This is a genomic window from Schaalia sp. HMT-172, from assembly GCF_030644365.1.
Lineage (GTDB): Bacteria > Actinomycetota > Actinomycetes > Actinomycetales > Actinomycetaceae > Pauljensenia.
The window spans coordinates 849,890-876,578 of sequence record NZ_CP130058.1; the positions used below are offsets into that span (position 1 = coordinate 849,890).

The 26,689-nt window shown below is 66.8% G+C and carries 22 protein-coding genes; 10 read left to right on the top strand and 12 right to left on the bottom strand.

What is annotated here, in order from left to right; genetic code table 11:
- Positions 1–3: 3 nt before the first annotated feature.
- Genes QU663_RS03455 through cas6 form a run of 3 tightly spaced genes read right to left on the bottom strand, consistent with a single transcriptional unit; the run spans position 4 to position 1,579 of the window.
- Positions 4–642, bottom strand: coding sequence for a hypothetical protein (locus QU663_RS03455; RefSeq protein ID WP_021611516.1), 639 nt, complete (start codon positions 640–642; stop codon positions 4–6).
- Entirely contained in the window at positions 639–986 is a 348-nt protein-coding gene (locus QU663_RS03460; protein ID WP_156912133.1) for a hypothetical protein, read from the bottom strand. The genes QU663_RS03455 and QU663_RS03460 overlap by 4 nt, the downstream gene beginning before the upstream one ends.
- A gap of 17 nt (positions 987–1,003) precedes the next feature.
- The gene (cas6, locus tag QU663_RS03465) at positions 1,004–1,579 is read right to left on the bottom strand and encodes a CRISPR system precrRNA processing endoribonuclease RAMP protein Cas6 (RefSeq protein WP_232210921.1); all 576 of its coding nucleotides are present in this window, start codon (positions 1,577–1,579) and stop codon (positions 1,004–1,006) included.
- Between the two features lie 775 nt (positions 1,580–2,354).
- Here cas6 and QU663_RS03470 point away from each other — a divergent pair.
- Positions 2,355–4,787: a S8 family serine peptidase gene (locus QU663_RS03470; RefSeq protein WP_034480918.1), complete on the top strand. Its 2,433-nt coding sequence runs from the start codon at positions 2,355–2,357 to the stop codon at positions 4,785–4,787.
- A gap of 195 nt (positions 4,788–4,982) precedes the next feature.
- Here QU663_RS03470 and QU663_RS03475 read toward each other — a convergent pair whose 3' ends face one another.
- Positions 4,983–6,380 carry an NAD(P)/FAD-dependent oxidoreductase gene (locus QU663_RS03475; RefSeq protein ID WP_021611611.1) on the bottom strand — a complete coding sequence of 466 codons (1,398 nt, stop codon included), beginning with the start codon at positions 6,378–6,380 and terminating at the stop codon, positions 4,983–4,985.
- 199 nt (positions 6,381–6,579) lie between these two features.
- On the opposite strand from QU663_RS03475, the gene QU663_RS03480 reads away from it, so the two are divergent.
- The 3 genes from QU663_RS03480 to QU663_RS03490 are packed head-to-tail and all read left to right on the top strand — an operon-like array spanning position 6,580 to position 7,536.
- Entirely contained in the window at positions 6,580–6,834 is a 255-nt protein-coding gene (locus QU663_RS03480; RefSeq protein ID WP_021611612.1) for a type II toxin-antitoxin system Phd/YefM family antitoxin, read from the top strand.
- Positions 6,835–6,874: 40 nt separating this feature from the next.
- Complete coding sequence (locus QU663_RS03485; RefSeq protein ID WP_009057581.1) at positions 6,875–7,147, top strand: type II toxin-antitoxin system Phd/YefM family antitoxin; 273 nt, start codon at positions 6,875–6,877, stop codon at positions 7,145–7,147.
- Entirely contained in the window at positions 7,147–7,536 is a 390-nt protein-coding gene (locus tag QU663_RS03490; protein ID WP_009057585.1) for a type II toxin-antitoxin system VapC family toxin, read from the top strand. The genes QU663_RS03485 and QU663_RS03490 overlap by 1 nt, the downstream gene beginning before the upstream one ends.
- A 49-nt stretch (positions 7,537–7,585) precedes the next feature.
- Here QU663_RS03490 and hrpB read toward each other — a convergent pair whose 3' ends face one another.
- Entirely contained in the window at positions 7,586–10,228 is a 2,643-nt protein-coding gene (gene hrpB / locus QU663_RS03495; protein WP_304990681.1) for an ATP-dependent helicase HrpB, read from the bottom strand.
- Positions 10,229–10,459: 231 nt separating this feature from the next.
- Between hrpB and QU663_RS03500 the strand changes: the two genes are divergently transcribed.
- Genes QU663_RS03500 through QU663_RS03520 form a run of 5 tightly spaced genes read left to right on the top strand, consistent with a single transcriptional unit; the run spans position 10,460 to position 17,011 of the window.
- Positions 10,460–11,512 (top strand): PhoH family protein, encoded by a 1,053-nt coding sequence (locus tag QU663_RS03500; protein WP_021612113.1) that lies wholly within the window; start codon positions 10,460–10,462, stop codon positions 11,510–11,512.
- Positions 11,509–11,958 (top strand): rRNA maturation RNase YbeY, encoded by a 450-nt coding sequence (ybeY, locus tag QU663_RS03505; protein WP_009057746.1) that lies wholly within the window; start codon positions 11,509–11,511, stop codon positions 11,956–11,958. The genes QU663_RS03500 and ybeY overlap by 4 nt, the downstream gene beginning before the upstream one ends.
- Positions 11,955–13,313, top strand: a complete 1,359-nt coding sequence (locus QU663_RS03510) for a hemolysin family protein (protein ID WP_021612112.1) — start codon at positions 11,955–11,957, stop codon at positions 13,311–13,313. The genes ybeY and QU663_RS03510 overlap by 4 nt, the downstream gene beginning before the upstream one ends.
- 1 nt (position 13,314) lies before the next feature.
- A complete protein-coding gene (gene era / locus QU663_RS03515) occupies positions 13,315–14,544 on the top strand; it encodes a GTPase Era (RefSeq protein WP_021612111.1) in 1,230 nt (409 codons plus the stop codon).
- A gap of 1 nt (position 14,545) precedes the next feature.
- Positions 14,546–17,011 carry an excinuclease ABC, A subunit gene (locus QU663_RS03520; protein WP_021612110.1) on the top strand — a complete coding sequence of 822 codons (2,466 nt, stop codon included), beginning with the start codon at positions 14,546–14,548 and terminating at the stop codon, positions 17,009–17,011.
- Positions 17,012–17,699: 688 nt separating this feature from the next.
- On the opposite strand, the gene QU663_RS03525 is transcribed toward QU663_RS03520, so the two are convergent.
- The 7 genes from QU663_RS03525 to QU663_RS03555 all read right to left on the bottom strand — a co-directional run bounded on the left by QU663_RS03525 (position 17,700) and on the right by QU663_RS03555 (position 24,670).
- Positions 17,700–18,371 (bottom strand): LUD domain-containing protein, encoded by a 672-nt coding sequence (locus tag QU663_RS03525; protein ID WP_021612108.1) that lies wholly within the window; start codon positions 18,369–18,371, stop codon positions 17,700–17,702.
- Between the two features lies 1 nt (position 18,372).
- On the bottom strand, positions 18,373–19,977 hold the full coding sequence (locus tag QU663_RS03530; protein ID WP_021612107.1) for a LutB/LldF family L-lactate oxidation iron-sulfur protein: 1,605 nt from the start codon (positions 19,975–19,977) through the stop codon (positions 18,373–18,375).
- 1 nt (position 19,978) lies between these two features.
- Positions 19,979–20,776: a (Fe-S)-binding protein gene (locus QU663_RS03535; protein WP_034481523.1), complete on the bottom strand. Its 798-nt coding sequence runs from the start codon at positions 20,774–20,776 to the stop codon at positions 19,979–19,981.
- A 365-nt stretch (positions 20,777–21,141) separates the two neighbouring features.
- Positions 21,142–21,693 carry a hypothetical protein gene (locus QU663_RS03540; protein ID WP_304990682.1) on the bottom strand — a complete coding sequence of 184 codons (552 nt, stop codon included), beginning with the start codon at positions 21,691–21,693 and terminating at the stop codon, positions 21,142–21,144.
- A gap of 45 nt (positions 21,694–21,738) precedes the next feature.
- Positions 21,739–22,284: a hypothetical protein gene (locus QU663_RS03545; RefSeq protein ID WP_021612103.1), complete on the bottom strand. Its 546-nt coding sequence runs from the start codon at positions 22,282–22,284 to the stop codon at positions 21,739–21,741.
- A 22-nt stretch (positions 22,285–22,306) separates the two neighbouring features.
- The gene (locus QU663_RS03550) at positions 22,307–22,858 is read right to left on the bottom strand and encodes a hypothetical protein (RefSeq protein WP_304990683.1); all 552 of its coding nucleotides are present in this window, start codon (positions 22,856–22,858) and stop codon (positions 22,307–22,309) included.
- Positions 22,859–23,008: 150 nt separating this feature from the next.
- Positions 23,009–24,670 carry an L-lactate permease gene (locus QU663_RS03555; RefSeq protein WP_021612101.1) on the bottom strand — a complete coding sequence of 554 codons (1,662 nt, stop codon included), beginning with the start codon at positions 24,668–24,670 and terminating at the stop codon, positions 23,009–23,011.
- 204 nt (positions 24,671–24,874) lie between these two features.
- On the opposite strand from QU663_RS03555, the gene leuA reads away from it, so the two are divergent.
- On the top strand, positions 24,875–26,629 hold the full coding sequence (leuA, locus tag QU663_RS03560; protein WP_034481521.1) for a 2-isopropylmalate synthase: 1,755 nt from the start codon (positions 24,875–24,877) through the stop codon (positions 26,627–26,629).
- Positions 26,630–26,689: the final 60 nt, after the last annotated feature.

Sequence of the window (26,689 nt, forward strand, 5' to 3'; positions counted from 1 at the left end):
TCCCTACTCATCATTGCGCGGAGGTAGGGTTGTCAGGAGCGAATGAATGTCGCTCAGGACTCTTCCTTGTGCGTTGACGATAGTGCTGAAGGCGCGTGCGATACACCGATCTGTATGTTCGTTGGGGCGCTTCAGCATTCCGGGCGTTAGAACAATCAGCCCTTGAGTGTCATTATTCCGTTTGAGTTGTTCGAGGACCCTTCCGAGTCTTGTTTCGGCCTGATCTTGTCGTTTAGTTCTCTCCGCAATCTTGGGGGGTAGGTCAAGTGAAAGGACGATAAGGTCAGCCTCCCTTGAGACATTCTCATTTTGAATAATTCGATTCTTAATTAGGGCTGATTTGCTTAGGTCCTCTGCGACTCTATCTGAGAGTTCTTTGTCTCCCATTAGCTGGATGACACGTTCGGAAAGGCCGTATGACAGGCGCTTGTTGTAGTTTTCAAGCACCTTGTTTGCGATTATTGTTCCAACCACTGCGACGATGATGGCTCCGGCGATCGCATTTATGAAAGGAAATATAAATGTGGTTGCGACTTGGCGCCAGGTCTCGTTATTGAACTGAGCGAACAGAACTAATGTCGTAGCGAGGGCTGCGATTAGGAAAATGATGATCCCGATATAAATGTGCCGTACCTTGTTCATGATGCCTGATTTCCCTTATCGATTTCTTCTGTTTCCTCTTCCGCTTCGTTTGTGCTGTCATGTGCAGTTTCCGCGGCGGAGGCTTCGTTATTTTGCTGTGTTGATCTATTCTCTTCTGTAACTATATTCTGGTCCGATTGTTGGCTCTGCTTGCTTATGTATGGTGCGATGATGAAGGTGGCGACAGAAACTGTTATCAGCTGGGCTAGAACGGGGAACAGGAAGCTGAAAGCGATGCGGTGCCATGTCTGATTGTCGAAGTGGATGAACTCGATAATGGCGATAGCTGTGGCAAAAAAGAGAACGATGAATGCGTAGGTGCTGTTAGTTCGTAGATTGTTCATCTTAGTCTCCGCCTGGTTCATGCGGCCACAGCGTCTATGACGCCCATGCCGAAGCTCGTGTGTGAGCCGACGTTCGTGTATGCGGACAGCGCCATGAGGCGCGAGAAGACGCGGGTCGCTTCGGCGCCCTCGACGCCGCTGATGCGCAGGTGGCCCTCGTGGGCCGGGATCCGACGCGAGCTCAAGCGGCCCTGGCCTGCGTTGCGGGGCATCGCCAGCGACACCATGGACGCGCGCGTGAAATCCTGCGTCGCCAGCACCTTCGCCATCGCGTCCCGGTCGATGCGTGGGGGAGCGAGCCTCCGATTCCACGCCCACCAGCGCTGCTGCAAGCTCGTCGCAATCGTCGCCGGCGACAAGCTCGGCACATGATTCCCCTTCGACGAAAACGTCGTCGGCGTCACCAGGCGTATCTCCCACGTGGTGTCCTGATCGCGCTCGGCCAGCTCCTCCCACGACGCCTGGTTGACGATCTGGCCCTCGGTCGCAACCAGCACCGCGTCATCCTCGGTTCCCGCCCCGAGACGCATGACGCCACCCCACGACAGCCACGCGTCCAGCGTGTCGACCAGGCGATCGTCCAGAAAGCGCACCTCGACCCCGAACCTGGACTCCGAACGACTCAACTCCCCGAGCGAATACGGCTTCACGCCACCCGCACCGTGCGGTGGACGATGCGCCAGCGTCGGGAACCTCGCCGCCCTCGCCGGGCTGACCCCCGGCGGCAAGTCGAGTACCGCCGACAGGGCAGCGTGAAGCCGCCTCGGCGTGGCTGGCACCCCCTCGGGCGCGTCAAAGCTCACGTAAACGGATGCTGGCATCGGTGCCTCCCATCACTCGCGTGTGACTGCCGTCTCCGACCGTATCACACTTGAAGCGATAGATCACGCCCAACTGTCAAGGAGGCTGGGTAACCCCAAAGTTCCGCGTAAAGGCTTGTTGGGGGCCGAAAGTTAAGGCATAGACCCGCAGGAAGTTTCAGTATCTGAAGAAGTGTCAAGCGGAGTGTTGGTGGCGAGCTGGCTCCTGAGCTCTTGGGCTTGACCAAAGTGTCAGCTCGAGCGGTAGGCGGCCCTCCAGTCGCCCGGCCGCGCAGCGCGCGCGGGGAGGGGGAGGGGCGCTGTGTGGGAGGCCGTCGAAACAGTAGGGCCGCGCTGCCCGCGCAAGGGAACAACAGTCAGCAACACCCCTCGGCCCGCCCCTCACTGCCCCTCGCCATACCTCCCTCACCTCCCAAAGGTCAAGACTTCTTAAAATGTGAAACCCTCTAGGAGGTTTGTCAGCAACCTTGTAATCATTGTGAAATGGCGCGTTGTCTGGACTGATCCAGGGGCCGCGTCTCCATCTGTACAGAAACGAGGAATGATGATGCATCAACGCTCATGGAAGACCCTCATCGCGGGAGGAGCCGCCCTCGCAGCCGGCCTCACCCTCTCCGCGTTCGGGGCCCCCACCCACGCGGAAGGCGTCGCGGGAATCACCTCCGAGGCTCGCGCCCAGGACGAGGTCATGAACTACGCGGTCAACCTGCCCGCCACCGCCTCGCGCTACGACTTCAACGCGGCCGTCTCCCGGGCCTCGGAACACGGCGTCGTCCTGGCCCAATACCCCGAGTTCAACTCCTTCTTCGTCCAATCCGTGAAGGCTGCCTACGCGCCCGACCTCGGCAAGAGCCTCGTGGCCTCCGGCATCTCCTACGACTCCATCGGACCCACCCGCTTTAAGACCGTCACCGGCGACGAGGTGCGCACCGAGCAGCCCACGAAGACCGAATCCGAAGAAGCGGCCGTCAACGAGGCCGCCGCTGTCCATGAGACCGGCCTGTCCGCCGACTCCCAGCTCAACGACTTCACCCCCGACGAGGGCGACGCCAACGCCTGGGGCCTCGCCGCCATCGGCGCGGTCGACGCCCAGCAGGTCGACGTGCCCCGCGAAAAGGTCACCGTCGCCGTCATGGACACCGGCATCGACCCTGACCACCAGGACCTGAAGGACCGCATCGACGCTTCCCGCTCCGTCGGCTGCCAGGTCAACGGCATCCCCAACCAGGACCCCTCCGCCTGGAAGGATGACCACTACCACGGCACGCACGTCGCCGGCACCATCGCCGCCTCCCACAACGCCTACGGCGTCGACGGCGTCGCCCCCGACGCGACCCTCATCGCCATCAAGACCTCCAATAAGGCCGGCTCCTTCTACCCCGAATACGTCGCCTGCGCCTTCGACTGGGCGGCCGAACACGACGTCGACGTGTCCAACTCCAGCTACTACATGGACCCCTACGCCTTCTGGATGCCCAACGAGGCCTCCCAGGCCGCGGGCCTCGAAGCGGCCTCCCGCGCGGTGCGCTACGCGAAGGACCACGGCGTCGTTAACTTCGCCGCCGAAGGCAACTCCAACGACGACCACGACAACCCGACGACCGACAAGGAATCCCCCAACGACGTTGAGGGTGCGGCCGTCGAGCGCAACGTCGCCGGCGGTATCGACGTGCCCTCCATGCTGAATGATTCCGTCCTGTCCGTCTCCGCCCTCAAGCTGCCCACCGGCACCGACCCGGCCACCGCGAAGCTCGAGCGCGCCGGCTTCTCCAACTACGGCAAGAACTCGGTCGACGTCGCGGCCCCCGGCCAGCGCATCTGGTCTGACCTGCCCACTTGGGAGAAGGAACCGCCCTTCGGCTACCTGTCGGGCACGTCCATGGCTTCCCCGCACGCCGCGGGCGTCGCCGCGCTGATCAAGGAGATCCACCCCGACTACACGGCCGACCAGGTCATCGCCCTCATGAAGAAGCAGGCGAACGAGAACTTCGACCGCCTCGCCGAACCCACCGACGGTAAGGAATACCGCGGTGCCGGCCTGGTCAACGCCCTGGCCGCCGTGCTCAAGGACCAGCCGCGTCCGGTCCTGGGCAGCATCGAGTACTCCTACGACGGCGCCACCGACTGGCGTCCCCTGGCCGATGCGCACCTCGCAGGCACGATCTACGTGCGCGCCACCGTCTCTGGCCCCGTCACCAAGGCGACTCTGACGGTCATGAACCAGGAGCCCGTCACCGGGGAGGGAACCGGCGCTTTCACGGGCAACGACATCACGCTCATCGCAGGCCCCTACGACACGGCCACCTTCGACATGACAGACCCCTTCTCCTCGGTGATGCTCAGCGCCGAGGGCCGCAACAAGGACGAGCGCGCCGATGACGACGTCACCGACGCCGTGCACTTCCACGTGGACGACTCCGCCCACGAGGGCGGCTCCTGGGTCAACGACGCCGCCGGCTGGAAGTACTGCTACGAGGACTCCACCTGCGCGAAGAACCGCCCCGTCACCATCGGCGAGGACACCTACTACTTCGACGCTAACGGCCTCATGGTCACCGGCTGGGCCTCCTACAACGGGGGCTGGCACTGGATGGGCGCCTCCGGCCGCGCCGCCACCGGCTGGGTGAACGACCGCGGCACCTGGTACCTCCTTGACGACACCGGCATGATGATGACCGGCTGGGCCCAGGTCGGCGACCGCTGGTACTACCTGGCCTCCTCCGGCGCGATGACGACGGGCTGGGCGTCCATCAACGGCGCCTGGTACTACCTGGACGCCTCGGGCGCCATGGTGACCGGCTGGGTCAACGTCAACGGCACCTGGTTCTACCTGACCTCCACCGGCGAGATGGCCCGCGGCTGGGTCAACGACGGCGGCACCTGGTACTACCTGCACGCCTCGGGCGCGATGGCCACCGGCCGCACGCTCATCGACGGCACGTGGTACTCCTTCGCCCGCTCGGGCGCCTGGCTCGGCTGAGCCACTCAGGGACGAGGCCGGGGCCGCCTCCCGCGGTCCCGTGACCTCGCGCCCGGGCGCTGAAAACCGCCACATACGACAGGGGCGGGTCCGAACACATCGTTCGGACCCGCCCCGTCGTCTCTCACAGGTCCCGCCAGAGATCCGGGCTGAAGTTGAACTGCGCCCCACGGTGCCCCGGGGCGCGATGGGTGCTCAGCCCAGCGAATCGAAGAGAACCTGCAGGCCCTCGCCCATGGTCGGGTGCGCGATCGGCAGGAAGCGCAGCTGCTCGTAGGTCAGGCCTCCGGCCATGGCGACGTGCACGGCCGTGATGACCTCGGAGACGTTCGGGCCGATCAGCGTGGCACCCAGAATCTGGTGCGTGTTCGCATCCACGACGGCCTTCCAGAAGCCATCGCCCGCGTAGCGCAGCGTCTTGGCGCGCGGGATCGCGGCCGTGGGGACCTTGGCGATACGCACGTCGAGGCCGGCCTCGCGGGCCTCGGACTCGGACAGGCCGATGCGCGCCAGCTCGGGGGTGGCAAACACGGCGTAGGGGATCGTGCGGCCCCGCGTGGTGGTTGTCGCATCCTCCAGGGACGCGCCCGTCAGCTGGGCGCGGATAATGCGGAAGTCCGACCAGGAGGCGTGCGTGAACATGGGGGTGCCCGCGCAGTCGCCGGCCGCCCACACGCCCTGCGCCGACGTGCGCAGGTGCTCGTCGACCGCGACGAAACCGCGATCGGTCAGCTCAACCCCGGCCTCGTCCAGGCCGATGCCGTCCGTGTTGGGCACGCGACCCGCGGCCACCAGGACCGCCTCGGCGGACACCGTCGAGCCGTCGGAGAGCGTCAGCGTCGTCGTGTCGCCCTCGCGCGAGGCCGACTCGGCGCGGCCGCGCACAATCCGCACGCCGGCGGACGTGAGGCCAGCCTCGACGACGCGGGCGGCGTCCTCGTCCTCGCGCGGCAGCACGTGATCGCCCGACGAGATGAGCGTGACGTCCACGCCGAAGGTCGCCATCATCGACGCGAACTCGACGCCGATGTAGCTGGCGCCGATGATCGCCAGGGATGAGGGGAGCTGCTCCAGGCGCAGGATCTCCTCATTCGTCCACGCGCCCGACTCCCACAGGCCGGGAATCGCGGGACGCGCCGGACGCGAACCCAGGTTGATGAGGACGCGCTCGCCGCGGATCGTGCGCTCGCCGCCCTTCTCAAGAGCGACGGTCACCGTGCGCTCGCCCGTGAAGCGGGCCTCGCCGCGGATGAAGTCCAGGCCCGGGGCCGCGAACATCTTCTCGTGCGCGCCCACCATGGCGCCGACGATGCCCTCCTTGTGGGCGCGGAGCTTAGACAGATCCACGCGCGCGCCCTCGGTACCGACGATGCCGAACGACTCGTCCGTGCGCGCGTCGCTCAGGCGGCGAGCCGAGTTGACCAGCGACTTCGTGGGAATGCAGGCCACGTTAATGCAAGTGCCGCCAACGAAGCGACGCTCCACCATGGCGACCTTCCAGCCCGCCTTCGCGCGCTCCATCGCCAGGGACTTGCCGGCCTTGCCGCCGCCAACGACCAGCAGGTCGACGGTCTCAATTGCGTTCGTGGACATGGTTCTCCTTCAAGTTGTGAGGTGATACTTCCTCAACGCCAACCAGACCGATCTATTCCATAGGGTGAGCAGGTCGGACGTGTCGCTTCTCACCCGCGGATGGCGAGATGTCAGTCGATTGGCTGTTGTATGGGAGCGGTGTGTCATACTGTGGTCCTGCCGTTCGTTGAAAGTGCCTCCGGCATGCTTGAATAGAGCTATGAGGGCTCTAGAAATTGGTGATTTCAAAGAGGATGTGGGTGCCGCGCTCGCGCGGGCCTCATCCGGGGAAGTCGTCACGCTCACTGAGGAAGGCCAGCCCGTTGCCGAGCTGGGTCCCGTGCGCATGTCGACCTACCAGCAGTTGCGCGACTTGGGTCTCGAGCGCCCCGCCATGGCGGACCTCGATGCCTATCAGATGCCGTCCAAAAACCTCCCTGACGGGCGGGGCGTCGTCGGTAAACTGCAGGACTGACGACGCTTGTCACCACGCTCCATGTGCTACCATGTAGCACATGGAGACTGTTGGTATTCGCGAACTGCGTCAAAACGCTTCCCAGGTGGTCGCCAAGGTTGCCGCCGGCGAGGTCATCACCATCACCGATCGCGGCCGCCCGGTCGCGCAGATGAGCCCCCTTGCGAGCTCATCGATCGAGCGGCTCCGCGAGCGCGGGTTGATAACCCCCGCCACTCGGACCTACGAGGAGTACCGCGCGTCGACAAAGCCGACGACAGGGCCTCCACTCAGCCCGGTTCTCCAGCAACTGCGCGATGAAGAGCGCTACTAATGGCGCTCTACTTCGACACGTCGGCGCTCGTCAAGCTCATCATCCCCGAGGAGGGGACAGAGGCGCTCGAGACGTTCATCAACCGCGCCGACTGCGGCTTGTGGACCAGTGAACTGTCGCGCACGGAACTGATGCGCGCGTGCGTGCGCCGGGGAGCGGATGCCTCCCAGGTGCGCCAGCTTCTGTGGAGTTTTTCCACGCTGACCTTCGACACTGAGATGTTCGACCTGGCGGGGCGGCTCCTGCCTGTGGAGCTGCGTAGCCTCGACGCGTTGCACCTGGCCGCCGCACTGTCGATTGGCCGCGATCTCCAAGCCATCGTCACCTATGACAAACGCATGGCTGACGCGGCGCGCAAGAGCGGAATCCCCGTCGAGTCGCCGTGCTGACTCGCTTGTGTCACCGAGTGAGGCTCCGCGTGCTCGCGCGCACTTTCCGCTACTTCCGCCGCTTGGCGCGGTTCGTGGGCTCGGCATGCAGCGGGTCCTCGGGCCACGGGTGCTTGGGGTAGCGCCCGCGTAGCTGCGCGCGCACGTCCCGGTAGGGGCCCGCCCAAAACGACGTCAGGTCGGAGGTGACCGCCGCGGGGCGCCCCGCCGGGTCCGTCAAGTGCAGCACCAGGGGAACGCGCCCGTCCACGAGCCGGGGCGTGTCCGTCCACCCGAAGGCCTGCTGGACGCGCAGGGTGAGCACCGGGTGCGGTCCGCTCCAGTCGATGGGGCGCGTACCCCCGGAAGGAATCGGGAGCTTCTCGGGCGCCAGCTCGTCCAGGCGAGCAGCCTGCGGCCACGGCAGCATCGAGCGCAGCGCGTCCAGCATCGACACCGAGGAGAGGGGAGCTCCTGACGCGAGGCGCCGCCCCCACGGGGTCAGCCACTGGTGCGCGCTGCCCGCCAGGGCCTCGTCGGACACGTCCGGCCAGGGTGCGCCGAGCGCCTCGTGCAGCGCGCGCATGCGCTCGCGCAGGGACGAGGCCTCCTTGCCCCAGCCGAGCTCGCCGAGCCCGCGCGCGGCCAGGTGATCGGCCACCAGCGCGGTCGCTTCCTCCTCGCTCAGGGCGCGCGCGGGGGAGGAGGACAGGGGGATCGCTCCGATGCTGCGCGTGCGGGTTGCGCGCAGCACACCCTTGTCGATCGACGCGTCCGTGCGGGTCGCCAGCAGCGCCGCGCCGGCGGCCAGCGCGTCCTCCTCGGATAGTGGCACGGCCGCGAGGATGCGCGCGTGGCGCGAGGCTGGGGCGCGGTCGATGGATGCGACCGCCAGCCACTCCTGGCCCTCCAGGGCAGAACCGGCGGGCAGTTCGGCGCCCACGCCTCCGGCGAGAATGTACGCGGACGAGGCCGGGCGACGCCGCGCGATCCACTGCGGGTAGGCGAGCGCGCAGGTCAGGGCCAGTTCATCCTCGCGGGTGCGCGCGCCCGGCCGCCTCTCCGGGGAGTCGCCCGCACGACGCGCGTTGGAGCGCGTCGCGTCGGGGGCGTCCACGTCGGGCAGGTCGAGCCCCGCCGACTCGTTGTCCCTCAGCCTGGAGGCGAGACGCGTCAGGCGCGCCTCCGTCTCCGTGATCCGGGCCGCCTGGGCGCGGCCGAGGCCCGCGTCCCCGCCGCGCCCGATCCGGCGCTCCACGCCGCCCAGGTCGGCACCCGGCGCGCGCACGTCCTCCGACAGGAGGGCCACGAAGCGCGCCGCCTTCGACGCGCCGATGATGCCGCTCGCCGCCAGGAGGGCCCTGCCCAGCGGCGGGTCCAACGGCAGCGCCGCCAGGGTGCGGCCAAGCGCGGTGGCGGCCCCGGCCTCGTCGATGGCCCCCAGGGAGGACAAACGCTCCCCGGCGACCTCCCACGTGCCCTCGGGTGGAGCGTCCAGCAGGGCGAGCTCCTCTACCGGCGTGCCCCAGGCGGCGACCTGTAGGCGCGCGTCCGTCAGGTCCCGCGTCGCGATGCCCGGCGCGGACTGCGCGGGCCTGCGTGCCACGTCGACTGAATCCATGACGCGCACGGCGACGCCCGGGCCGGTGCGCGCGGCGCGGCCCGCGCGCTGCTCCAGGCGCGCGAGCGAAGCGGGGACCGTCACCAGGGAAGACAACGAGCGCCCCGCGTCGAAGCGCGGCTCGCGCGCCAGGCCCGCGTCCACCACGACGGACACGCCCGGAACCGTCAGCGACGACTCGGCAATCGAGGTCGACAGGATGACGCGGCGACCGCTCGCGGGGGTCAGTGCCCGGTCCTGCTCGGCGGCGCTCAGCTGACCGTGCAGCGTCAACACGTCCACGCCGGGCAGGCTCAGCGCCCGGCGCACGGCCTCGATCTCGCCCACGCCCGGCAAGAACACGAGGACCGAACCCTCGGTGGCCGCGACCGTCTCCTCGACCGTGCGCGCCACGCGCGCCAAGAACTCGCGGCGCACGCCCACGCGATCCTTCCCGATCGCCCCCACGGCCTCCACGCCGCGCGGCGGGGGCGCGTAACGCAGCTCCAGAGGGTGGATATCGCCCGGAATATCAACGAGCACGGGCTCCTCGCCCGTCGAGGTGCGCAGCCAGGAAACCGTGCGTGAGGCCTCCAGCGTCGCCGACGTCAGGGCGATGAACAGGTCCTCGCGCAGCGCCGCACGCGCATCCAACGCGAAGGCCAGGGCCAGGTCCGTGTCCAGGTCGCGCTCGTGAAACTCGTCGATGATGATCCCCGCCACGCCCGGCAGCTCCGGGTCGCGCTGTAAGCGGCGCAGCGCCACGCCCGGCGTCACCATCTCCACGCGCGTGCGCCCACTCACCCGCGAATCCCCGCGCACCGAGTAACCGACCTGCCCCCCCACCTCCTCGCCCAGCAGGCGAGCAATCCGGCGGGCGGCGGCCCGTGCGGCCACACGGCGCGGCTGAGTGACCAGCACCCGACCGGCCGAGGCCTCGTGCCCGGCCAGTGCGACCGCCACCGTGGGCGGCAGCAGCGTCGTCTTACCCGTGCCAGGGGGAGCGGTCACCACGGCGCACGCACCCGGGCGCGCCGCCGCCGCGATATCGCCCAGCGCGCGCGTCACCGGCAGCTGTGGCGGGTGTGAAACGAGTTCTTCGAGGGTGGGCATGGCTCAATATTCCAGGAGGGAGAGATACTGTGGGTGTGCTTTCATCGCGTAGAGCTGCCGTTTTTTCGCAGCATGTCAACGTCGTACCCTGCTTCTGCCTCTGCGACCCACGCATCGATCCGGTCCTCGCTGACAGCTTCTCCGTGCACGGTCTGTTTGTTCATACACACAGGCTAATACGAAGGTGATGAGGGTGAGGAAGATGGGGCGGCAGAGTAGAATGAAAGCAGTATGACTACGGAGAACACAGCGCCGACGCTCGCGGCGGCCACCCTCGCACACACCACGGGGCGCGTCACCATCCCCGCAGACATGGACCCGATCACGGTCCTCGGCATCGCAGACCAGGTTCTGCGCGCCCTCGAACGGGGTTTCCCGCACGTCCGCTTCCTCGTGACCGGGCGCGACATCTCCCTGGCGGGCACCCAGGCGGACATCGACGTGGCCGCCGGGCTCCTCGAAGAACTCATCGGAATGGCCAGGCGCGGCACCGCCCTGGATGCTACCGCCGTCGAACAGGCCATCGGCCTGCTCGGCCGCCTCACCTCCGGCGAGGCCCCCACGGAAGAAATCCTCTCCGCGCGCGGCCGCTCCATCCGCCCCAAGACCCCCGGGCAGAAGGCATACACGGACGCCATCGACCGCGCCACCGTCGTCTTCGGCATCGGCCCCGCGGGCACCGGCAAGACCTACCTGGCAATGGCCCAGGCCGTGCGCCGCCTCCTGTCCGGCGAGGTCCGCCGCATCGTCCTGACCCGCCCCGCCGTCGAGGCAGGGGAGAACCTCGGCTTCCTGCCCGGCTCCCTCACCGACAAGATCGACCCCTACCTGCGTCCCCTCTACGACGCCCTGGGCGACATGCTCGACCCCGAGGCCCTGCCCAAGCTCATGGCCGCCGGAACCATCGAGGTCGCGCCCCTGGCCTACATGCGCGGACGCACCCTCAACGACTCCTTCATCATCCTCGACGAGGCCCAAAACACCACGGTCGGCCAGATGAAAATGTTCCTCACCCGCCTGGGTTTCGGCTCCAAGGTCGTCGTCACCGGCGACGCCTCCCAGGTCGACCTGCCCGGCAGCCAGACCTCCGGCCTCGCCGTCGTCGAACACATCCTCGGCGACATTGACGACATCGAATTTTGTCGCCTGACCAGCGCCGACGTCGTGCGCCACGAGCTCGTGGGCGCCATCATCGACGCCTACCAGCGCTACGACGACCGTCACGCCGCGCGCCGCGCGCGCACCCGCAGCCACAACACCGCACGCAGGGAGTACACGTCATGACCGAGGTCATCAACGAGACCGACTACGAGATCAACGAAGCCGAGTTTTCCGCACTGGCCGACTACGTGCTCGACCAGATGCACGTCAGCTCCGACGCGGAAGTGACCATCATTTTCATCGAGCCCGAACCGATGGAAGACCTCCACGTGCGCTGGCTCGACCTGCCCGGCCCGACCGACGTCATGAGCTTCCCCATGGACGAGCTGCGCCCCGGCACCGCCGACCACCCCACGCCCCCCGGCACGCTCGGCGACATCTGCATCTGCCCGCAGGTCGCCGCCCGCCAGGCCGCCGAATCCGGCCACAGCGCCGCCGAGGAAATGCTCCTCCTGGCCACGCACGGCATGCTGCACCTGCTCGGCTACGACCACGCGACCGACCCCGAGCGCGAAGTCATGTTCGCGCTCCAGCGCAAGCTCCTGCTCACCTTCCTGGCGACCCGATGACCCTCACGCTTCCCCTGGAGGCGTCCCCGGCCTCGCCGATCCTGGACGTGCCCTCGATCGCCCTGCTGGTCCTAGCGCTCATCTCCCTGGCCTTCGCCTCGCTCGCCCAGTGCGTCGAACAGGCCATACAGCGCCTGACCCTGGCCGGCGTCGAAGACCTGATCGAGGAGGAACGACGCAACGCGCGCCTCCTGTACGGCCTCGTCGAACGCCGCCGCCGCACGCTCCTGTCGCTGCGCGCGTTCCGTACCTTCTGGCAGGTCGTCTACGCCGTCATGGGCACGATCGTCCTGGTCGCCACGCGCCTGCCGTGGTGGGGTGTCGCCCTCATCGCCGTCAGCGTGATCGCGGCGCTCCAGCTGGTCTTCGTCTCGTTCCTGCCCGCTCAATGGGGTGCGCGAAGCCCCGAGGGCATCGCTCTGGCGGGCACCAGATTCGCGGGCCGCCTCGCGCGCCTGAGCCACCTGGCCGACCCTGTCCTGAAGCGGCTGCGCTCCTCACGCCCCGCCCCCGAACCCACCGAGGCGCAGGTGCGCGCCGAGCTGATCTCCGACCTGCGCGAGATCGTCGACGAGGTCGGCGAACCCGAAAGCTTCGAGGAAGAGGACCGCGACATGGTCCGCTCCGTCCTCGACCTGGGGCACACCCTCGTGCGCGAGGTCATGGTGCCGCGCACCGACATGGTCACCATCGACGCGGACACCCCCGCGGCCTCCGCACTGCGCCTGTTCGTGCGCTCCGGCTTCTCGCGCGTGCCCGTCGTCGGCGACGACGTGGACGACATCCGCGGCATCCTGTTCTTCAAGGACCTCGTCTCCCGCTGGGAGGCCACCGGCGGCCAGCTGGACCTGCGCGCCGAGCAGATGATGCGCCCCGCCGAGTTCGCAGTCGAAATGAAGCCAGCGGACGACATGCTGCGCCAGATGCAGGCCGAACGCTTCCACATGGCCATCGTCATCGACGAATACGGCGGCGTCGCGGGCCTGGTCACCCTCGAGGACATCCTCGAGGAGGTCGTCGGCGAGCTCACCGACGAGCACGACCGCCACTCGATTGAGCCCGAGGAAACAGAGCCGGGCGTCTGGCGCGTCCCCTCGCGCTTCCCGATCTCCGAGCTGGGCGAGCTCCTCGACCGCGAGATCGAGGACGAGGACGTCGACTCCGTCGGCGGCCTGCTCGCCAAGGCGATTGGGCGGGTTCCCCTGCCCGGCGCGACCGGTACACTCGCCGGCGTTCTCATGACGGCGGAAGAGGCGCGCGGACGCCGCCGGCAAGTCTCCACGATCCTGTGCCGCCTAGACCCCGACTCTCCGCTCATCACCGACCCCAGCCCCGCCGACGACAAGGACAACTGACATGCGATTCCCCTCCGACGACGAACTCATGGCCGGCCCCAACGCCCTCGGGGACGCGCGCATCGAGGTGGCATCCGACGCCGCCGATCCGGAAGCCGACGCTCGCGCCCAGATCGAGGCCGGCCTCGGCGACGGCACTGAGGCCGAGGCCGGGGCGCAGCCCGGCGATGGCGAGGATTCTGAGGACTCCGAGGCGGACGAGGACTACGACGACCTTGAGGGCCTGGAGGATGAGGAAGACGCCGACCTCGACGCCTTCGAGGCGCTGACCTCGCTGGCATCCCTGCGCGAGGACGCGGCCGCGACCATCGAAATCCCGGACTTCCCCGAGGACTTCCGCGCCGGCTTCGTCTCCATCGTCGGGCGCCCCAACGTCGGCAAGTCGACCCTGACGAACGCGCTGGTCGGACGCAAGATCGCGATCACGTCTGGGCGCCCCGAGACGACGCGCCACAACATCCGCGGCATCGTGCACGGCGAGGGCTACCAGCTGGTGCTCGTGGACACCCCCGGATACCACCGGCCGCGCACGCTGCTCGGTAAGCGCCTCAACGACATGGTGCGTGAGGCCCTCTCCGAGGTCGACGTCGTGCTCTTCTGCCTGCCCGCCGACCAGCGCATCGGCCCCGGCGACCAGTTCATCGCCCGCGAGCTGCGCTCCGTCAAGCGCCCGATCATCGCGGTGGCCACCAAGTGCGACGCCGTGCCGCGCGAGCGCGTCATGAAGCACCTGCTCTCCATCGAGAAGCTGGGGGAGTGGACCGCCATCGTGCCCGTCTCCTCCGTGGAGGGTAAGGGCATCGACCACCTGCGCGAAGTGCTGGCGCAGACGGTGCCGCTCTCGCCGCCGCTCTACCCCGACGGCGACGTCACCGACGAGTCGCGCGACACCCTCATCGCCGAATTCATCCGCGAGGCTGCCCTGGAGGGCGTGCGCGACGAGCTGCCGCACTCCCTGGCCGTCCAGGTCGAGGAAATCATCGAGCGCCCCCGCCGCGAGGGCGACGACCGCCCGCCCATGCTTGACATTCATGTGAACGTGTACGTCGAGCGCGACTCCCAAAAGGCCATCATTATCGGCCGCAAGGGAAGCCGCCTCAAGCAGATCGGCACCCAGTCCCGCGCCCACATCGAGGAGCTGCTGGGCCGGCGCGTCTACCTGGACCTGCACGTGCGCACCGCCAAGGACTGGCAGTCCGACCCGAAGATGCTGGGACGATTGGGGTTCTGACATGCCCAGCGTCATCCGCGTGCGCGGCGCCCGCGTCCACAACTTGAAGAACGTGGACGTTGACGTTCCCCTGAACGAATTCGTCGCGGTCGCGGGCGTGTCCGGGTCGGGCAAATCCTCCCTGGCCCTGGGCACGCTCTACGCGGAGGGGTCGCGGCGCTACCTGGAGTCCCTGGCGACCTACACGCGCCGACGCATCTCCCAGGCTGCCAAGGCCTCGGTCGACGAGGTTGCGCACGTGCCCGCCGCGCTCGCGCTGCGCCAGCGCCCGGGTGTACCCGACGTGCGTTCCACCTTCGGCACGGCGACGGAGCTTCTCAACCACCTGCGCCTCCTGTTTTCGCGCGCGGGCTCCTACCTGTGCCCGAACGGGCACCGCGTCCCGCCCTCGCGAAACGTGGCCCTAGAAGTGCCTCTCACGTGCCCGCAGTGCGCGGAGTCCTTCTACGGCCTCGGTGCGGAGGAGATGGCCTTCAACTCGGGCGGCGCGTGCCCCGTCTGTGAGGGGACGGGCGTCGAGCGCGTCGTCAACCGGGCAGCCCTCGTGCCCGACGAGTCCCTCACTATTGACGAGGGGGCGGTCTCCTCGTGGGGGTCCCTCATGTGGAAGCTCATGAAGGACGTCGCCCGTGAGATGGGCGTGCGCACGAACGTGCCCTTCCGGGACCTGAGCGATGCGGAGAAGGCGATCGTCTACGAGGGGCCCGCCGAAAAACGCCACATCGTCGTCGCCACCAAGACGGGCGGCGCGGAGCTGGACTTCACGTACTTCAACGCGGTGGCTACCGTTGAGAACGCCCTGTCGAAGGCGAAAGACGAGAAGGCCCTCGCCCGCGTGGAAAAATACCTCATCACCCGCACGTGCCCCGCGTGCGACGGCACGCGCCTGGGGGAACGTGTACGCTCCACATTGATCGAGGGCATCGACCTGGGCGAGGCCTCTCGCCTGACGCTCACGGAGCTGCGCGAGTGGGTCCAGCGCGTCCCCGGCCTCGTTCCGGATGAGGTAGCTCCCATGGCCCGCGTCATCGTCGACGAGATGATCGAGCCGATGCAGCGCCTCGTCGAGCTCGGCCTGTCCTACCTGTCTCTCGACCGCGCGTCCTCGACGCTGTCCAACGGTGAGCGTCAGCGCGTGCAGCTCGCGCGCGCCGTGCGCAACCGGACGACCGGGGTCCTCTACGTCCTCGACGAGCCGACCATCGGCCTGCACCCCTCCAACGTCGACGGGGTCCTAGCGATCATTCGTGAGCTCATTACTGACGGGAACTCCGTCGTCGTCGTCGACCACGACACGCGGGTTCTGGAGGCCGCCGACCACCTCATCGAAATCGGGCCGGGAGCTGGCGCGGACGGCGGTCGCGTCATCTTCCAGGGTGCCATCGACGAGGCCTTCCACGCCCCCGCTTCTCGCATCGGCCCGTACATGGCTGGGCTGCGTCGGGTTGAGCGTGTCGCGGGGGAGTCGGGTCGGGGCGCAGATCACGACGGTCGCGGCGCGCTTCACCTGGAGACTTCGCAGATACACACGGTGCGGCCCCTGAGCGTGGACGTACCCGTCGGCTCGCTGACGGCCGTCACGGGCGTGAGCGGGTCGGGCAAGACGACGCTCGTGCTGGAATCGTTGGTTCCCGCGCTGCGTGCGCGCCTCGCGGGTGAACCGCTGCCCGCGCACGTGCGCGACGTGGACGGCGCCGGTATCTCACGGGTCAACCTGATCGACGCGACACCCATCGGCGTGAACGTGCGCTCGACCGTGGCGACGTACTCTTGCGTCCTCGACGAGCTACGCCGGGCGTTCGCGCGCACTGAGGAGGCGCGGGCCGATGGGTTGAAGCCAGGTGCATTCTCCTACAACACGGGTTCGCTTCGATGCCCCACATGCGACGGGACCGGGCAGATCACCCTGGACGTGCAGTTCCTGCCCGACGTGGACATTGAGTGCACCGAGTGTCGGGGGAGCCGCTACGGTGCGCAGGCTGCGTCGATTCTCCGCGATGGGTTTTCGTTGCCGGATATTCTGGCGATGAGTGTCGACGAGGCCCGGGTTGCCGTGCGCGGCCTGAAGAAAGCAGGCGCTCTCCTCGAGACGCTGTCCGGCCTTGGTTTGGGCTACCTGACGCTCGGCGAGGCGACGCCCGCTCTGTCCGGTGGCGAGGCGCAGAGGCTCAAACTGGCCTCGGAAATGGGGAGGCAGCAGGACGGCACGCTCTTCGTTTTCGACGAGCCGACCATCGGCTTGCACCCCGATGACGTGCAGGTCCTCATTGACGTGCTCCAGCACCTCATCGAGCGGGGAGCGACCGTTCTCGTCATCGAGCACGACCTGGACCTGATCCGTTGCGCCGACTGGGTCATCGACATGGGGCCGGGCGGCGGAATTGAGGGCGGCCGCATCGTCGCACAGGGGACGCCGACCGATATTGCAGCCAACGAGGCCTCGGTGACGGGCCGCTATCTGCGCTGACGGGGCCATCATTACCGGCTCGGCGCCCTGTGCCTGGGCTGGTTGTGGCGGTGAGTGGTTCGGTTTGCCAGTTCCGCGTTTGTTCTTGTGTGTTGGGGCGCTGCACCCGATCCGTAGGCAATGCACCTCTTCTGTTCGGGTGCAGTGCCCCATATCGGGTGCAGTGCCCCTGTGCTTCTGGCAGTTGTGGTGGCCGGGGATGTGGGCGTCTTCTGGGCTTGAGTTTTCTTGTGGGCTTGTACGTCTTCTGGGCTTGTACGTCTTCTGCGTGGGTTCTTCGTGGCCTCGCGTTGTGGTTCCTCAGAAATGTCGCATGCAATTCCCATGTAAACATTTCAAACATTGAAATCACATCGTTGGAATTGCAACGTTTTGGGGTGCTGGAGAAAGTTCGGTCACCCGAATTGCATGCGACTTTTGGGTGATGAGGTGCCCGAGGCGAACTCCTGTGTGCGGACGTCGGTCCACGACACGGTCCACGATCTCTGGGACGCTTTGACCTGTCAGGCTCAGCTGCGATGTCGTGGTTTGCGGTGCCCCCGTAGGACCCAGCTGTGCATTGAGGAGCTGCGGGTGCGACCCATAGGACCCAGCTGCCATGCCCCGGCACAGAACGACGAAGAAGGCATAACGCAGCGCCCGGCTGCGCAATGGCAGCCGGGCGCGTGACGTTGTCAGAGCGAGACGATCACTTGACGATGACGACTCGCAGGAAGCGGGGGCCGTGCACGCCGTTGACGCGGACCAGCTCGATGTCGGAGGTCGCCGAACCGCCGGCGATCCAGGTCATCGGACGGGTCGGGTTCTTTCCGAGGATGTCCACCGCCTGGGGGACCGTGGGCACGATGTCGGAGGCCTTGAGGACGACGACGTGGGTGTCGGGCACGAGCGAGATCGCGCGGCGACCCTGGTCGGGCTCACCGTCGAGGACGATAGTGCCCGAGATGGAGATCGCGACGCGGCAGCGCGTGACGACCGCGTTGATCTCGTCCAGCTCCAGCGTCGGGATGGCCTGCTCGCGGCTGTCCTCGCGGACCGTGCGACCGTCGCGGGCGGCGGCCTTCTTGAAGGCGTCGTCCAGGCCGGTCGGCACGACGACGGAAGAGGCCTTCTGGTCGGCCAGGAACGTCGAGATCGCGTCGGCGACCTCGGACTCCTTGGAGACCACGACGACCTTCGCCGAGTAGTCCTCGAGCTTCTCGATCATTTCCTCGATGACGGCCTGCGAACCGGGCGCGTGCTCGGTGGAACGAATGTAGTCGCGGGGGATCGGGCGCACGGGACGGCCCTGCTGGGAACGGGAGATGGCGTCGCGTGCGCGCGCCAGAATCGCGGTCTTCGCGTCCATGGTGGTGGTCATGTCACGCCTCCTTCGGGGTCGTGCTGGTGGTCATGCCGTGTTCGGAAGCGAGCGGGAGTCCCGTTGCTGGGCGGTCCGTGCGCGGCGCGTTGGCGTCGGAGTCCTTGTGGGTGCGCTTCCACCACTGACGGAAGGTCTCCTTCGGGGCGACCGGCAGGTCGCGTGCGCGCGTCCACAGTGAGGCCGGGAATGGCAGCGCGCCGATCGAGCCCTTCTTGGCGAACAGGCGAGTGGCCTTGGTGCCGGTGCCGGCAGCCTTCCACAGGGTCGAGTTCGACATGACGGGGGTGGTCACGCCCATCGCGAGGTCCCACACGTCGGGTACGAGGTTGCGCTTGACGTCGACCGTGCGCGCACGCATGTGGATGAGGATCGTCGGAATGTCGATCTTGACGGGGCAGACCTCGCCGCACGCGCCACAGAGGGAGGACGCGAAGGGCAGGGTGTGCACCGGGTCGTGCTCGTCGAGGCCCTGGGTGAGCTGCGGGGTGAGGATCGCGCCGATGGGGCCCGGGTAGACGGAGCCGTAGGCGTGACCGGAGGTGTGCTGGTAGACCGGACAGATGTTCATGCACGAGCCACAGCGGATGCAGGCGAGGGCCTGGCGGCCGATCGGGTCACACAGGACCTTGGTGCGGCCGTTGTCCATGAGGATGAGGTGGAATTCCTGGGGGCCGTCGCCGGGGGTGACGCCCGTCCACATGGAGGTGTAGGGGTTCATGCGCTCACCGGTCGCGGAGCGGGGGAGCAGCTGGGAGAAGATCTCGACGTCCTGGAAGCGGGGGACGAGCTTCTCGATGCCCATCAGTGTGATGAGCGTGTCGGGCAGGGTCAGGCACATGCGGCCGTTGCCCTCGGACTCGAAGATGGAGACGGTGCCGGTTTCTGCGACGCCCATGTTGGTGCCGGACACGGCGACCTTGGCGTGCAGGAACTTCTTACGCAGGTGGGCGCGGGCTGCGGCCGTCAGCTCGGTAGGGTCGTCGGAGAGGTCGCGGGGCGCGTCTTCCATGCGATCCAGGAAGATGCCGCGGACCTCGGAGCGGTTGCGGTGGATCGCGGGGACCACGATGTGGCTGGGCATGTCGTCGGCCAGCTGGACGATCATCTCGGCGAGGTCGGTCTCGCGAGCGCTGATGCCCTCTTCCTTCAGGAACTCGTTGAGGTTGGTTTCCTGGGTGGCCATGGACTTGACCTTGACGATCTCGTCGACGCCCTTGGACTTGATGATGTCCGCGACGATGCGGTTGGCCTCGTGCTTGTCGCGCGCCCAGTGGACGATGCCGCCGCGGGCGGTCACGTTGCGCTCGAATTCCTCAAGCAGCTCGGGCATGCGCGAAGCGACCTCGAACTTGACGGCCTCGGCGGCGCTGCGCAGGTTCTCCCAGTCCGGCATTTCTGCGACGCGCTGGGCGCGCTTGGAGCGGATGGTGCGGGTGGCGTGGCCCAGGTTGCGGCGCATCTGGGTGTTGGCCAGCGTCTTGTGGGCGCCCTCGGGGAAGGTGGGGCCCCAGCGGAGGGTGTCCTCGGGGATGGTGACGGTGGTGCGCCAGCCGCCGGTGTGGGAGTCGGGGGCGGAGGGCATTCCGATGAAGGTTGCGGTCATGTCAGATCACCTGTGCGCTTTCGGGTGCGAAAGAGATGTTGCCCTCGAAGGGCTGGTCCTTGGTGGATGCCAGGATTTCAGCGAGGTGCATGGGGCGGATGCCGGAGTTGAGGCGGGACAGGCCGCCGCCGACGTGCATGAGGCAGGAGTAGTCGCCCATGACGAGGACTTCGGCGCGCGTGGACATGACGTTGGTGACCTTGTCCGCGAGCATCGAGGTGGAGGTCTCGGAGTTCTTCATGGCGAAGGTGCCGCCGAAACCGCAGCAGACCTCGGCGTCGGGCAGGTCGACGAGGGTCAGGCCTTCGACGGCCCGCAGGAGGCGGTAGGGGCGGTCGCCGACCTTGGCGATTCGCAGCGAGTGGCACGTCGGGTGGTAGGTGACGGTGTGGGGGAAGTAGGCGCCCACGTCTTCCAGGCCGAGGACGTCGGTGATCAGCTCGGTCAGGTCGTAGGTGTGCTGGGCGATGAGCTGGGACTTCTTGGCCAGCTCGTGGTCGCCCACGTGCTCGGCGACGACCTTCTGTTCGTGGCGCGCTGCACCGGTGCAGGAGCCGGAGGGGACGACGATGGCGTCCCACTGGCCGTCGAGCACGGGCTCGAAGGCCTTGACGTGGTTGCGGGTGATCTTGGCTGCGTCTTCGAAGTAGCCAGTGTTGGCGTGCATCTGTCCGCAGCACACCTGGTCTTCAGGGAAGACGACTTCGTGGCCGAGGCGCTCGAGCAGTGTTACTGTCGCCTGGGCAGCCTGGGGGAACATGACGTCTGCCAGGCAAGTGGAAAAGAGAGCGATACGCACTGGGGATCCTTCCTCGTGGGTGCTGTCGTCCATCAGTATGGCTGGGTCCGAGGTCCCGGGAGACCAATTGTGCGGGGCCTTCGGTGGGTGCCTTTCGGGAGTGGCGTTATCTCGCGGAAAAGTCAGGACATAGGGATCGTGAAAAGTTGGCTCGGGGAGGGGAGTTTGGGACCTCTGGGACCCGACTTAGAACAAGGAGATCTTGCGTTTATCGTTTCTTTATCGTCGCGTGCCCTCACAGGGAAACCCCGGCCTCGTTCATGGATGTTTCATGGACGAGGCCCGGCTGGGTTCTTGGGGGCGTGGCGCGGACTTTCGGGATGCGGCGGGGTAACGCCAGCGAAGCAATGGGGCGTGTGCGGGCGCTAGCCGTTGATGCCCTCGCCGGTGACGATGATGAGGTTGCAGTCGGTGGAGGCTGCGAAGTCGGTGATGTCGAATGAGCCCCATTCCGAGTAGATGGCGTCCTTGTTGGTCTGGAGGACGGTGTTTGCGTGGTCGGCGGGGATTGTGACGAAGTGGCAGTCCTGGGGGACGTACTGGTAGAGGCCGGGGTAGATGCCGGGCAGCAGGGTGTTGTTACCGGTGGCGCCCTCGCTGAGCTTCTGGATTGACTCGGGAGCAACGGTGGCGACGCCGGTCACCCAGAAGTGGTGGTCGGGGGAGGGCAGTCCGCGTCCCTCAGGGAAGTTGGCCGCCGCGACGTGTCCTTCGGATGCCCCCAGACCGGGCATGCGCTCGTTGAAGGAGTCGGTGCGCTCCTGAACCTTGATTTCTCCGTCGGTCTTGTAGGTGAATTCGGCGAAGCGCGGGTCTTCTGGAAGTCGTTCGCGAGACGAGGCCCCGAAGGGGTTGCACCCAGCGGTGAGAACGGCGATGGCTGCGAGTGCCGTGAGGGTGTGCAAGCGGCGTGTCATGAGATTCTCCGGTGTGAGGGGGCGTTCACTGGTTGTGTGCGGCTGCTAGTCGCTGAATCCGATGGCGGTGATCACGACGAGGTGACAGTCGCTTGACGCTGCAAGTGCTTTGACGGGTAGAGCTCCGAAGTCCTTGTTGACCTGCGTGTTGTCGCCCTTGAGGGTCTTGTCGGCGTGTTTTGGGTCGATGGTGGAGAAGTGACAGTCCTGTGGCACGTACTGATAGAGGCCTGGGTAGATGCCGGGCAGGAGCGCGGAGCTGGTTGTGCCCTCCATGAGTGCAGTGATCGTCTCGTCGGGGACGGTGGCGACCCCGGTGAGCCAAAACTCAGGATCGGGGTTGGGGAGCAGGCCGGACGGCGAGTACTCGATGGTTACGTGACCCTCAGTGGCCTGCAAGCCCGGCCAGCGCTCGTTGAAGGAGTCGGTGCGCTCCTGGACCGTCGGCTTGTTGTCGCTGTCGAAGGTGAACTCGGCGAAGCGCGGGTCCTCTGGAAGTCGTTCGCGAGATGAGGCCCCGAAGGGGTTGCATGCGGCGGTGAGTGCCACGACGGCGAGTAGTGGCACGATGGCCTTGAGTGGGAGCTTCATGTGTGGTCCAAAGGTCGGTTTTCTAGCCCCTCATGGCTTCGCCTGTGACGATGATGAGGTTGCAGTCGGTGGAGGCTGCGAAGTCGGTGATGTCGAATGAGCCCCATTCCGAGTAGATGGCGTCCTGGTTGGTCTGGAGGACGGAGTTCGCGTGGTCGGCGGGGATTGTGACGAAGTGGCAGTCCTGGGGCACGTACTGATAGAGGCCTGGGTAGATGCCTGGTAGCAACGTGTTACTTCCGTCTGCCCCTTCCGTGAGCTTCGTGACCGTGTCTGTGGGGACGGTTGCGACTCCGGTTAGCCAGGCATGGGAATCGGGGGTTGGTAAGCCGCGTCCTTCGTGGAAATTCGCGACAACAACGTGTCCATCGGATGCTCCCAGGCCGGGCATGCGCGCGTTGAAGGAATCGGTGCGTTCTTGAACCTTGATTTCTCCGTCGGTCTTGTAGGTGAATTCGGCGAAGCGCGGGTCCTCTGGAAGTCGTTCGCGAGACGAGGCCCCGAAGGGGTTGCACGCGGCGGTGAGTGCCACGACGGCGCCCAGTGTAACGATCAAGCGGAGGGGGGTCTTCACAGAAGCTGGCCTTCCTGGGCGGCGGGGAAACAGCGGGCGTCGCTGCGGGCTCATTGCTTCGAGACTACAAGGATGGGGGAGACGAAAGCAAATAGGACGGGGCCCCGAGAACGCAAGTCTCTCGGGGCCCCGCCTGTGCGATGAAGCTGCTCAGTGCGGCATGTAGGAGCCCAGCCAGCCCTGGGAGGCGACGAACACCAGGATGCACAGGACCAGGAGCAGGCCGATCGAGTAGGGGGCGGCCTTCTTAAGGATCTCCGCGTCCGATCCCTCCGAATCCACGGAGGTCGCGGCGATCGCCAGGTTCTGGGGGGACACGATCTTGCCGATGCCGCCGCCGATAGTGTTGGCGGCCAGCAGGATGTTCGGATCGAGGCCGGCGCCCGCGGCGGCGGTGGACTGCAGGTTCGCGAAGAGAGCGCCCGCCGAGGTCGCGGAGCCGGCGACGGCCGTTCCGATCCAGCCCAGGATGGGGGAGAGGAACGCGAAGGCCGCGCCCGTCGTCGCCAGGGCGGCACCGATCGAAGTGGTCTGCCCGGAGAAGTTCATGACGAAGGCGAGCGCCATCACGGAGGCGATCGTCAGGATCGCCATGCGCAGCGAGTAGATCGTCTGGGGCAGCACCGCGAACATCTTGCCCACGGAGGTCTGGAAGCGCCCGCCCGAGGAGTTCGTTCCGTAGACGATGGCGACGACAATGCCGGTGACGAAAATCCACGTGCCGGGGTTGGACAGGATCTGCAGCGAGTAGATCGCAGCGGTCGAGGGCGATCCGTCGCCGGTCAGCAGGTTGCCGTAGATGCCGGGCCACGGGATCTTCACGTCCGTGGACGAGAAGAAAGCTGCGACGGGCTTGGCCAGCTTCGTGATCGCGATGATGACGACGACGAGGACGTAGGGCAGCAGGGCCAGGCCGATACGCGAGCCGGTGGGCTTGTCGGCCTCGTCGGCCTCGGTTGCGCACTCCGCGGGGGTCGTGGGGCCCCACACCAGCAGGAATGCGTAGCAGGCGGCGAAGCCGAGCAGGGAGGCGACGACGGCGGTCAGCTCGTAGGAGATGGAGGGGGTGAAGAAGTGGCCTGCACCGGCAGCGAGACCCGCGACGAGGGCGAGGGGCCAGAGCTGGCGCACGCCGCGGGAGCCGTCCAGGATGAACAGCATGAGGAAGGGGATGAACAGGCAGAAGATCCAGGTCAGGTGGCCCATGTCGCCGGCGACGACGACGGGGTCGGCGCCGCCGAGCTTGCCAGCGGTGGTCGTGGGGATGGCCATGGCGCCGAAGCCGACGTTGATGGCGTTGCCGACGACGGCCACGACGGCGGCCTTGATCTTGGGGACGCCGAGGGTCACGAGCATGGCGCAGGTGATGGCCACGGGAGCGCCGAAGCCAGCCAGGCCCTCGAGCAGGCCGCAGAAGCACCAAGCGACGATGAGGGCCTGGGCGCGCTGGTCGCCGCGGCCGATCGTGTTAAAGACGGCCTTCAGGTCGGAGCTGCGCCCCGACTCCTCGGTGAGGTTGTACAGCCACACGGCCGCGATGATGATGTAAATGATCGGCATGAAGCCCATCGCCGCGCCCTGCGTGCCGGCCAGGAGCGCCATGCCAACGGGCATCTTGAAGGCAAGGACCGCGATGACGAGCGAGGTGACGAGCGAGATGATCGCGCACCAGTGGGTGGCGACCTTGAAGACGCCCATGAGGACGAAGAAGAGGATGAGGGGGAGGAGACCGACGATGGCCGTGAGGAAGACGTTGCCCGCGACGGACGTCGTCGACGGGGTAAAGGATTGAGCAAACAACAAGGGGGTCATGACTGCTCCGCGCGTCGTTGTGTGGGACATTGGACCCAATTATCATGACATATGAACGGCGTGCGTGAGGGACTTTGCGCGGAGAAAAGACGTTCATCCCCTCGCCGCGCGGCGAGGCCCCGCGGAGGCGACCGCGCCGCATCTCACGTCCAGTATGCGCAGCCCGTCCTCGCTGGGCCAGGAGCGCCGATAGACTTGCGAATTGTGAAGACTACATCTGACGTTCCCGTCCCCACCGGTTCGCGCATGCCGATCGGCAAGTACCGCGCGTTCCTGGATACGAATCCCGTCGACCTGCCGGACCGCCAGTGGCCCTCCAAGCGGATCGTGAAGGCGCCGCGCTGGATGTCCACCGACCTGCGTGACGGCAACCAGGCGCTTATCGAGCCGATGGACCCTGCGCGCAAGCGCCGCATGTTCGACCTGCTCGTCAAGCTCGGCTACAAGGAAATCGAGATCGGTTTCCCGGCCGCCTCACAGACCGACTACGACTTCGTGCGCTCCCTGATCGAGGATGACGCGGTGCCCGAGGACGTGACCATCTCGGTGCTCACCCAGTCGCGCCCCGAGCTGATCGAACGCACGGTCGAGGCCATCGTGGGCTTCCCGCGCGCCACCGTTCACCTCTACAACGCGACGGCGCCCGTGTTCCGGGAGGTTGTGTTCCACGCGGACAAGGCACAGACGATCGAGCTGGCCCAGTTCGGTGCGCGCGAGGTCATCGCCCAGGCGGAGAAGCGGCTGGGGGATGAGACCATCTTCGGTTTCGAATACTCTCCGGAAATTTTTGTGGACACCGAGCTTGATTTCGCCCTCGAGGTGTGCGAGTCCGTCATGGACGTGTGGGAGCCGGGCGAGGGGCGCGAGATCGTGCTCAACCTGCCTTCCACTGTCGAGCGCGCCACGCCCAACGTGTTCGCTGACCAGATCGAGTGGATGAGCCGCAACCTGAGCCGCCGCGAGTTTGTGGCCCTGTCCGTCCACCCCCACAACGACCGCGGCACCGGCGTCGCCACCGCCGAGCTGGCGCTGCTCGCCGGCGCGGACCGCATCGAGGGTTGCCTGCTGGGCCAGGGCGAGCGCACCGGCAACGTGGATCTGGTGACCCTGGGCCTGAACTTGTTCAGCCAGGGCATCGACCCGGGCATTGACTTCTCCGACGTGGATGCGATCCGCCGCACGGTCGAGCACTGCACGCAGATGGAGACCTCGCCGCGCGCCCCCTACGTCGGCGACCTCGTCTACACGAGTTTCTCCGGCTCCCACCAGGACGCGATCAAGAAGGGCTTTACGGCCCGCAAGGCCAAGGTGGACGCGGCCGACGGCGACGAGAACGCCGTCGTGTGGGAGTTGCCCTACCTGCCGATCGACCCGCACGACGTGGGCCGCTCCTACGAGGCCGTGGTGCGCGTGAACTCGCAGTCCGGCAAGGGTGGTGTCGCCTACCTGATGTCGACCGCGCACGCCCTGGAGCTGCCGCGCCGTCTCCAGGTGGAGTTCTCGCGCATCGTCCAGCGTCACACGGACACTTACGGCGGGGAGATCAACGCGGCCACCCTGTGGCAGATCTTCGCGGACGAGTATCTGCCCACGAGCGCCGCTCCCGGGCTGGAGCCGTGGGGTCGCTTCGAGATGCGTTCCTCGCAGGTCTCCTCGATCGACGACGAGCACGTCGAGTTGAACGCGACGCTCGTCGACAATGGCGAGCCGGTCAAGGTGCGTGCCACGGGCACGGGTCCGATCGACGCTTTCGTGTCGGCGCTGCACGAGTTCGATCTGGACGTGCGCATCCTCGACTACTCCGAGCATGCGATGAGCCAGGGCCGCGACGCGCGCGCCGCCGCCTACGTGGAGGCCGCGGTGGACGGTCAGATCGTCTGGGGTGTCGGCATCGACTCCTCGATCACGCGCGCCTCGTATAAGGCCGTCATCTCGGCGGTTAACCGCGCGCTGCGCTGAGCGCGCCTCGGCGACAAAAGGACCCCGACCTCGTCCATGCGTTGGAACGAGGCCGGGGTC

Bases quoted from the DNA above. Each gene is read 5' to 3' on its own strand.
- QU663_RS03455 (WP_021611516.1), bottom strand. From the start codon at position 642: ATGAACAAGGTACGGCACATTTATATCGGGATCATCATTTTCCTAATC.
- QU663_RS03460 (WP_156912133.1), bottom strand. From the start codon at position 986: ATGAACAATCTACGAACTAACAGCACCTACGCATTCATCGTTCTCTTT.
- QU663_RS03470 (WP_034480918.1), top strand. From the start codon at position 2,355: ATGCATCAACGCTCATGGAAGACCCTCATCGCGGGAGGAGCCGCCCTC.
- QU663_RS03475 (WP_021611611.1), bottom strand. From the start codon at position 6,380: ATGTCCACGAACGCAATTGAGACCGTCGACCTGCTGGTCGTTGGCGGC.
- QU663_RS03480 (WP_021611612.1), top strand. From the start codon at position 6,580: ATGAGGGCTCTAGAAATTGGTGATTTCAAAGAGGATGTGGGTGCCGCG.
- QU663_RS03485 (WP_009057581.1), top strand. From the start codon at position 6,875: ATGGAGACTGTTGGTATTCGCGAACTGCGTCAAAACGCTTCCCAGGTG.
- QU663_RS03490 (WP_009057585.1), top strand. From the start codon at position 7,147: ATGGCGCTCTACTTCGACACGTCGGCGCTCGTCAAGCTCATCATCCCC.
- hrpB (WP_304990681.1), bottom strand. From the start codon at position 10,228: ATGCCCACCCTCGAAGAACTCGTTTCACACCCGCCACAGCTGCCGGTG.
- QU663_RS03500 (WP_021612113.1), top strand. From the start codon at position 10,460: ATGACTACGGAGAACACAGCGCCGACGCTCGCGGCGGCCACCCTCGCA.
- ybeY (WP_009057746.1), top strand. From the start codon at position 11,509: ATGACCGAGGTCATCAACGAGACCGACTACGAGATCAACGAAGCCGAG.
- QU663_RS03510 (WP_021612112.1), top strand. From the start codon at position 11,955: ATGACCCTCACGCTTCCCCTGGAGGCGTCCCCGGCCTCGCCGATCCTG.
- era (WP_021612111.1), top strand. From the start codon at position 13,315: ATGCGATTCCCCTCCGACGACGAACTCATGGCCGGCCCCAACGCCCTC.
- QU663_RS03520 (WP_021612110.1), top strand. From the start codon at position 14,546: ATGCCCAGCGTCATCCGCGTGCGCGGCGCCCGCGTCCACAACTTGAAG.
- QU663_RS03525 (WP_021612108.1), bottom strand. From the start codon at position 18,371: ATGACCACCACCATGGACGCGAAGACCGCGATTCTGGCGCGCGCACGC.
- QU663_RS03530 (WP_021612107.1), bottom strand. From the start codon at position 19,977: ATGACCGCAACCTTCATCGGAATGCCCTCCGCCCCCGACTCCCACACC.
- QU663_RS03540 (WP_304990682.1), bottom strand. From the start codon at position 21,693: ATGACACGCCGCTTGCACACCCTCACGGCACTCGCAGCCATCGCCGTT.
- QU663_RS03545 (WP_021612103.1), bottom strand. From the start codon at position 22,284: ATGAAGCTCCCACTCAAGGCCATCGTGCCACTACTCGCCGTCGTGGCA.
- QU663_RS03555 (WP_021612101.1), bottom strand. From the start codon at position 24,670: ATGACCCCCTTGTTGTTTGCTCAATCCTTTACCCCGTCGACGACGTCC.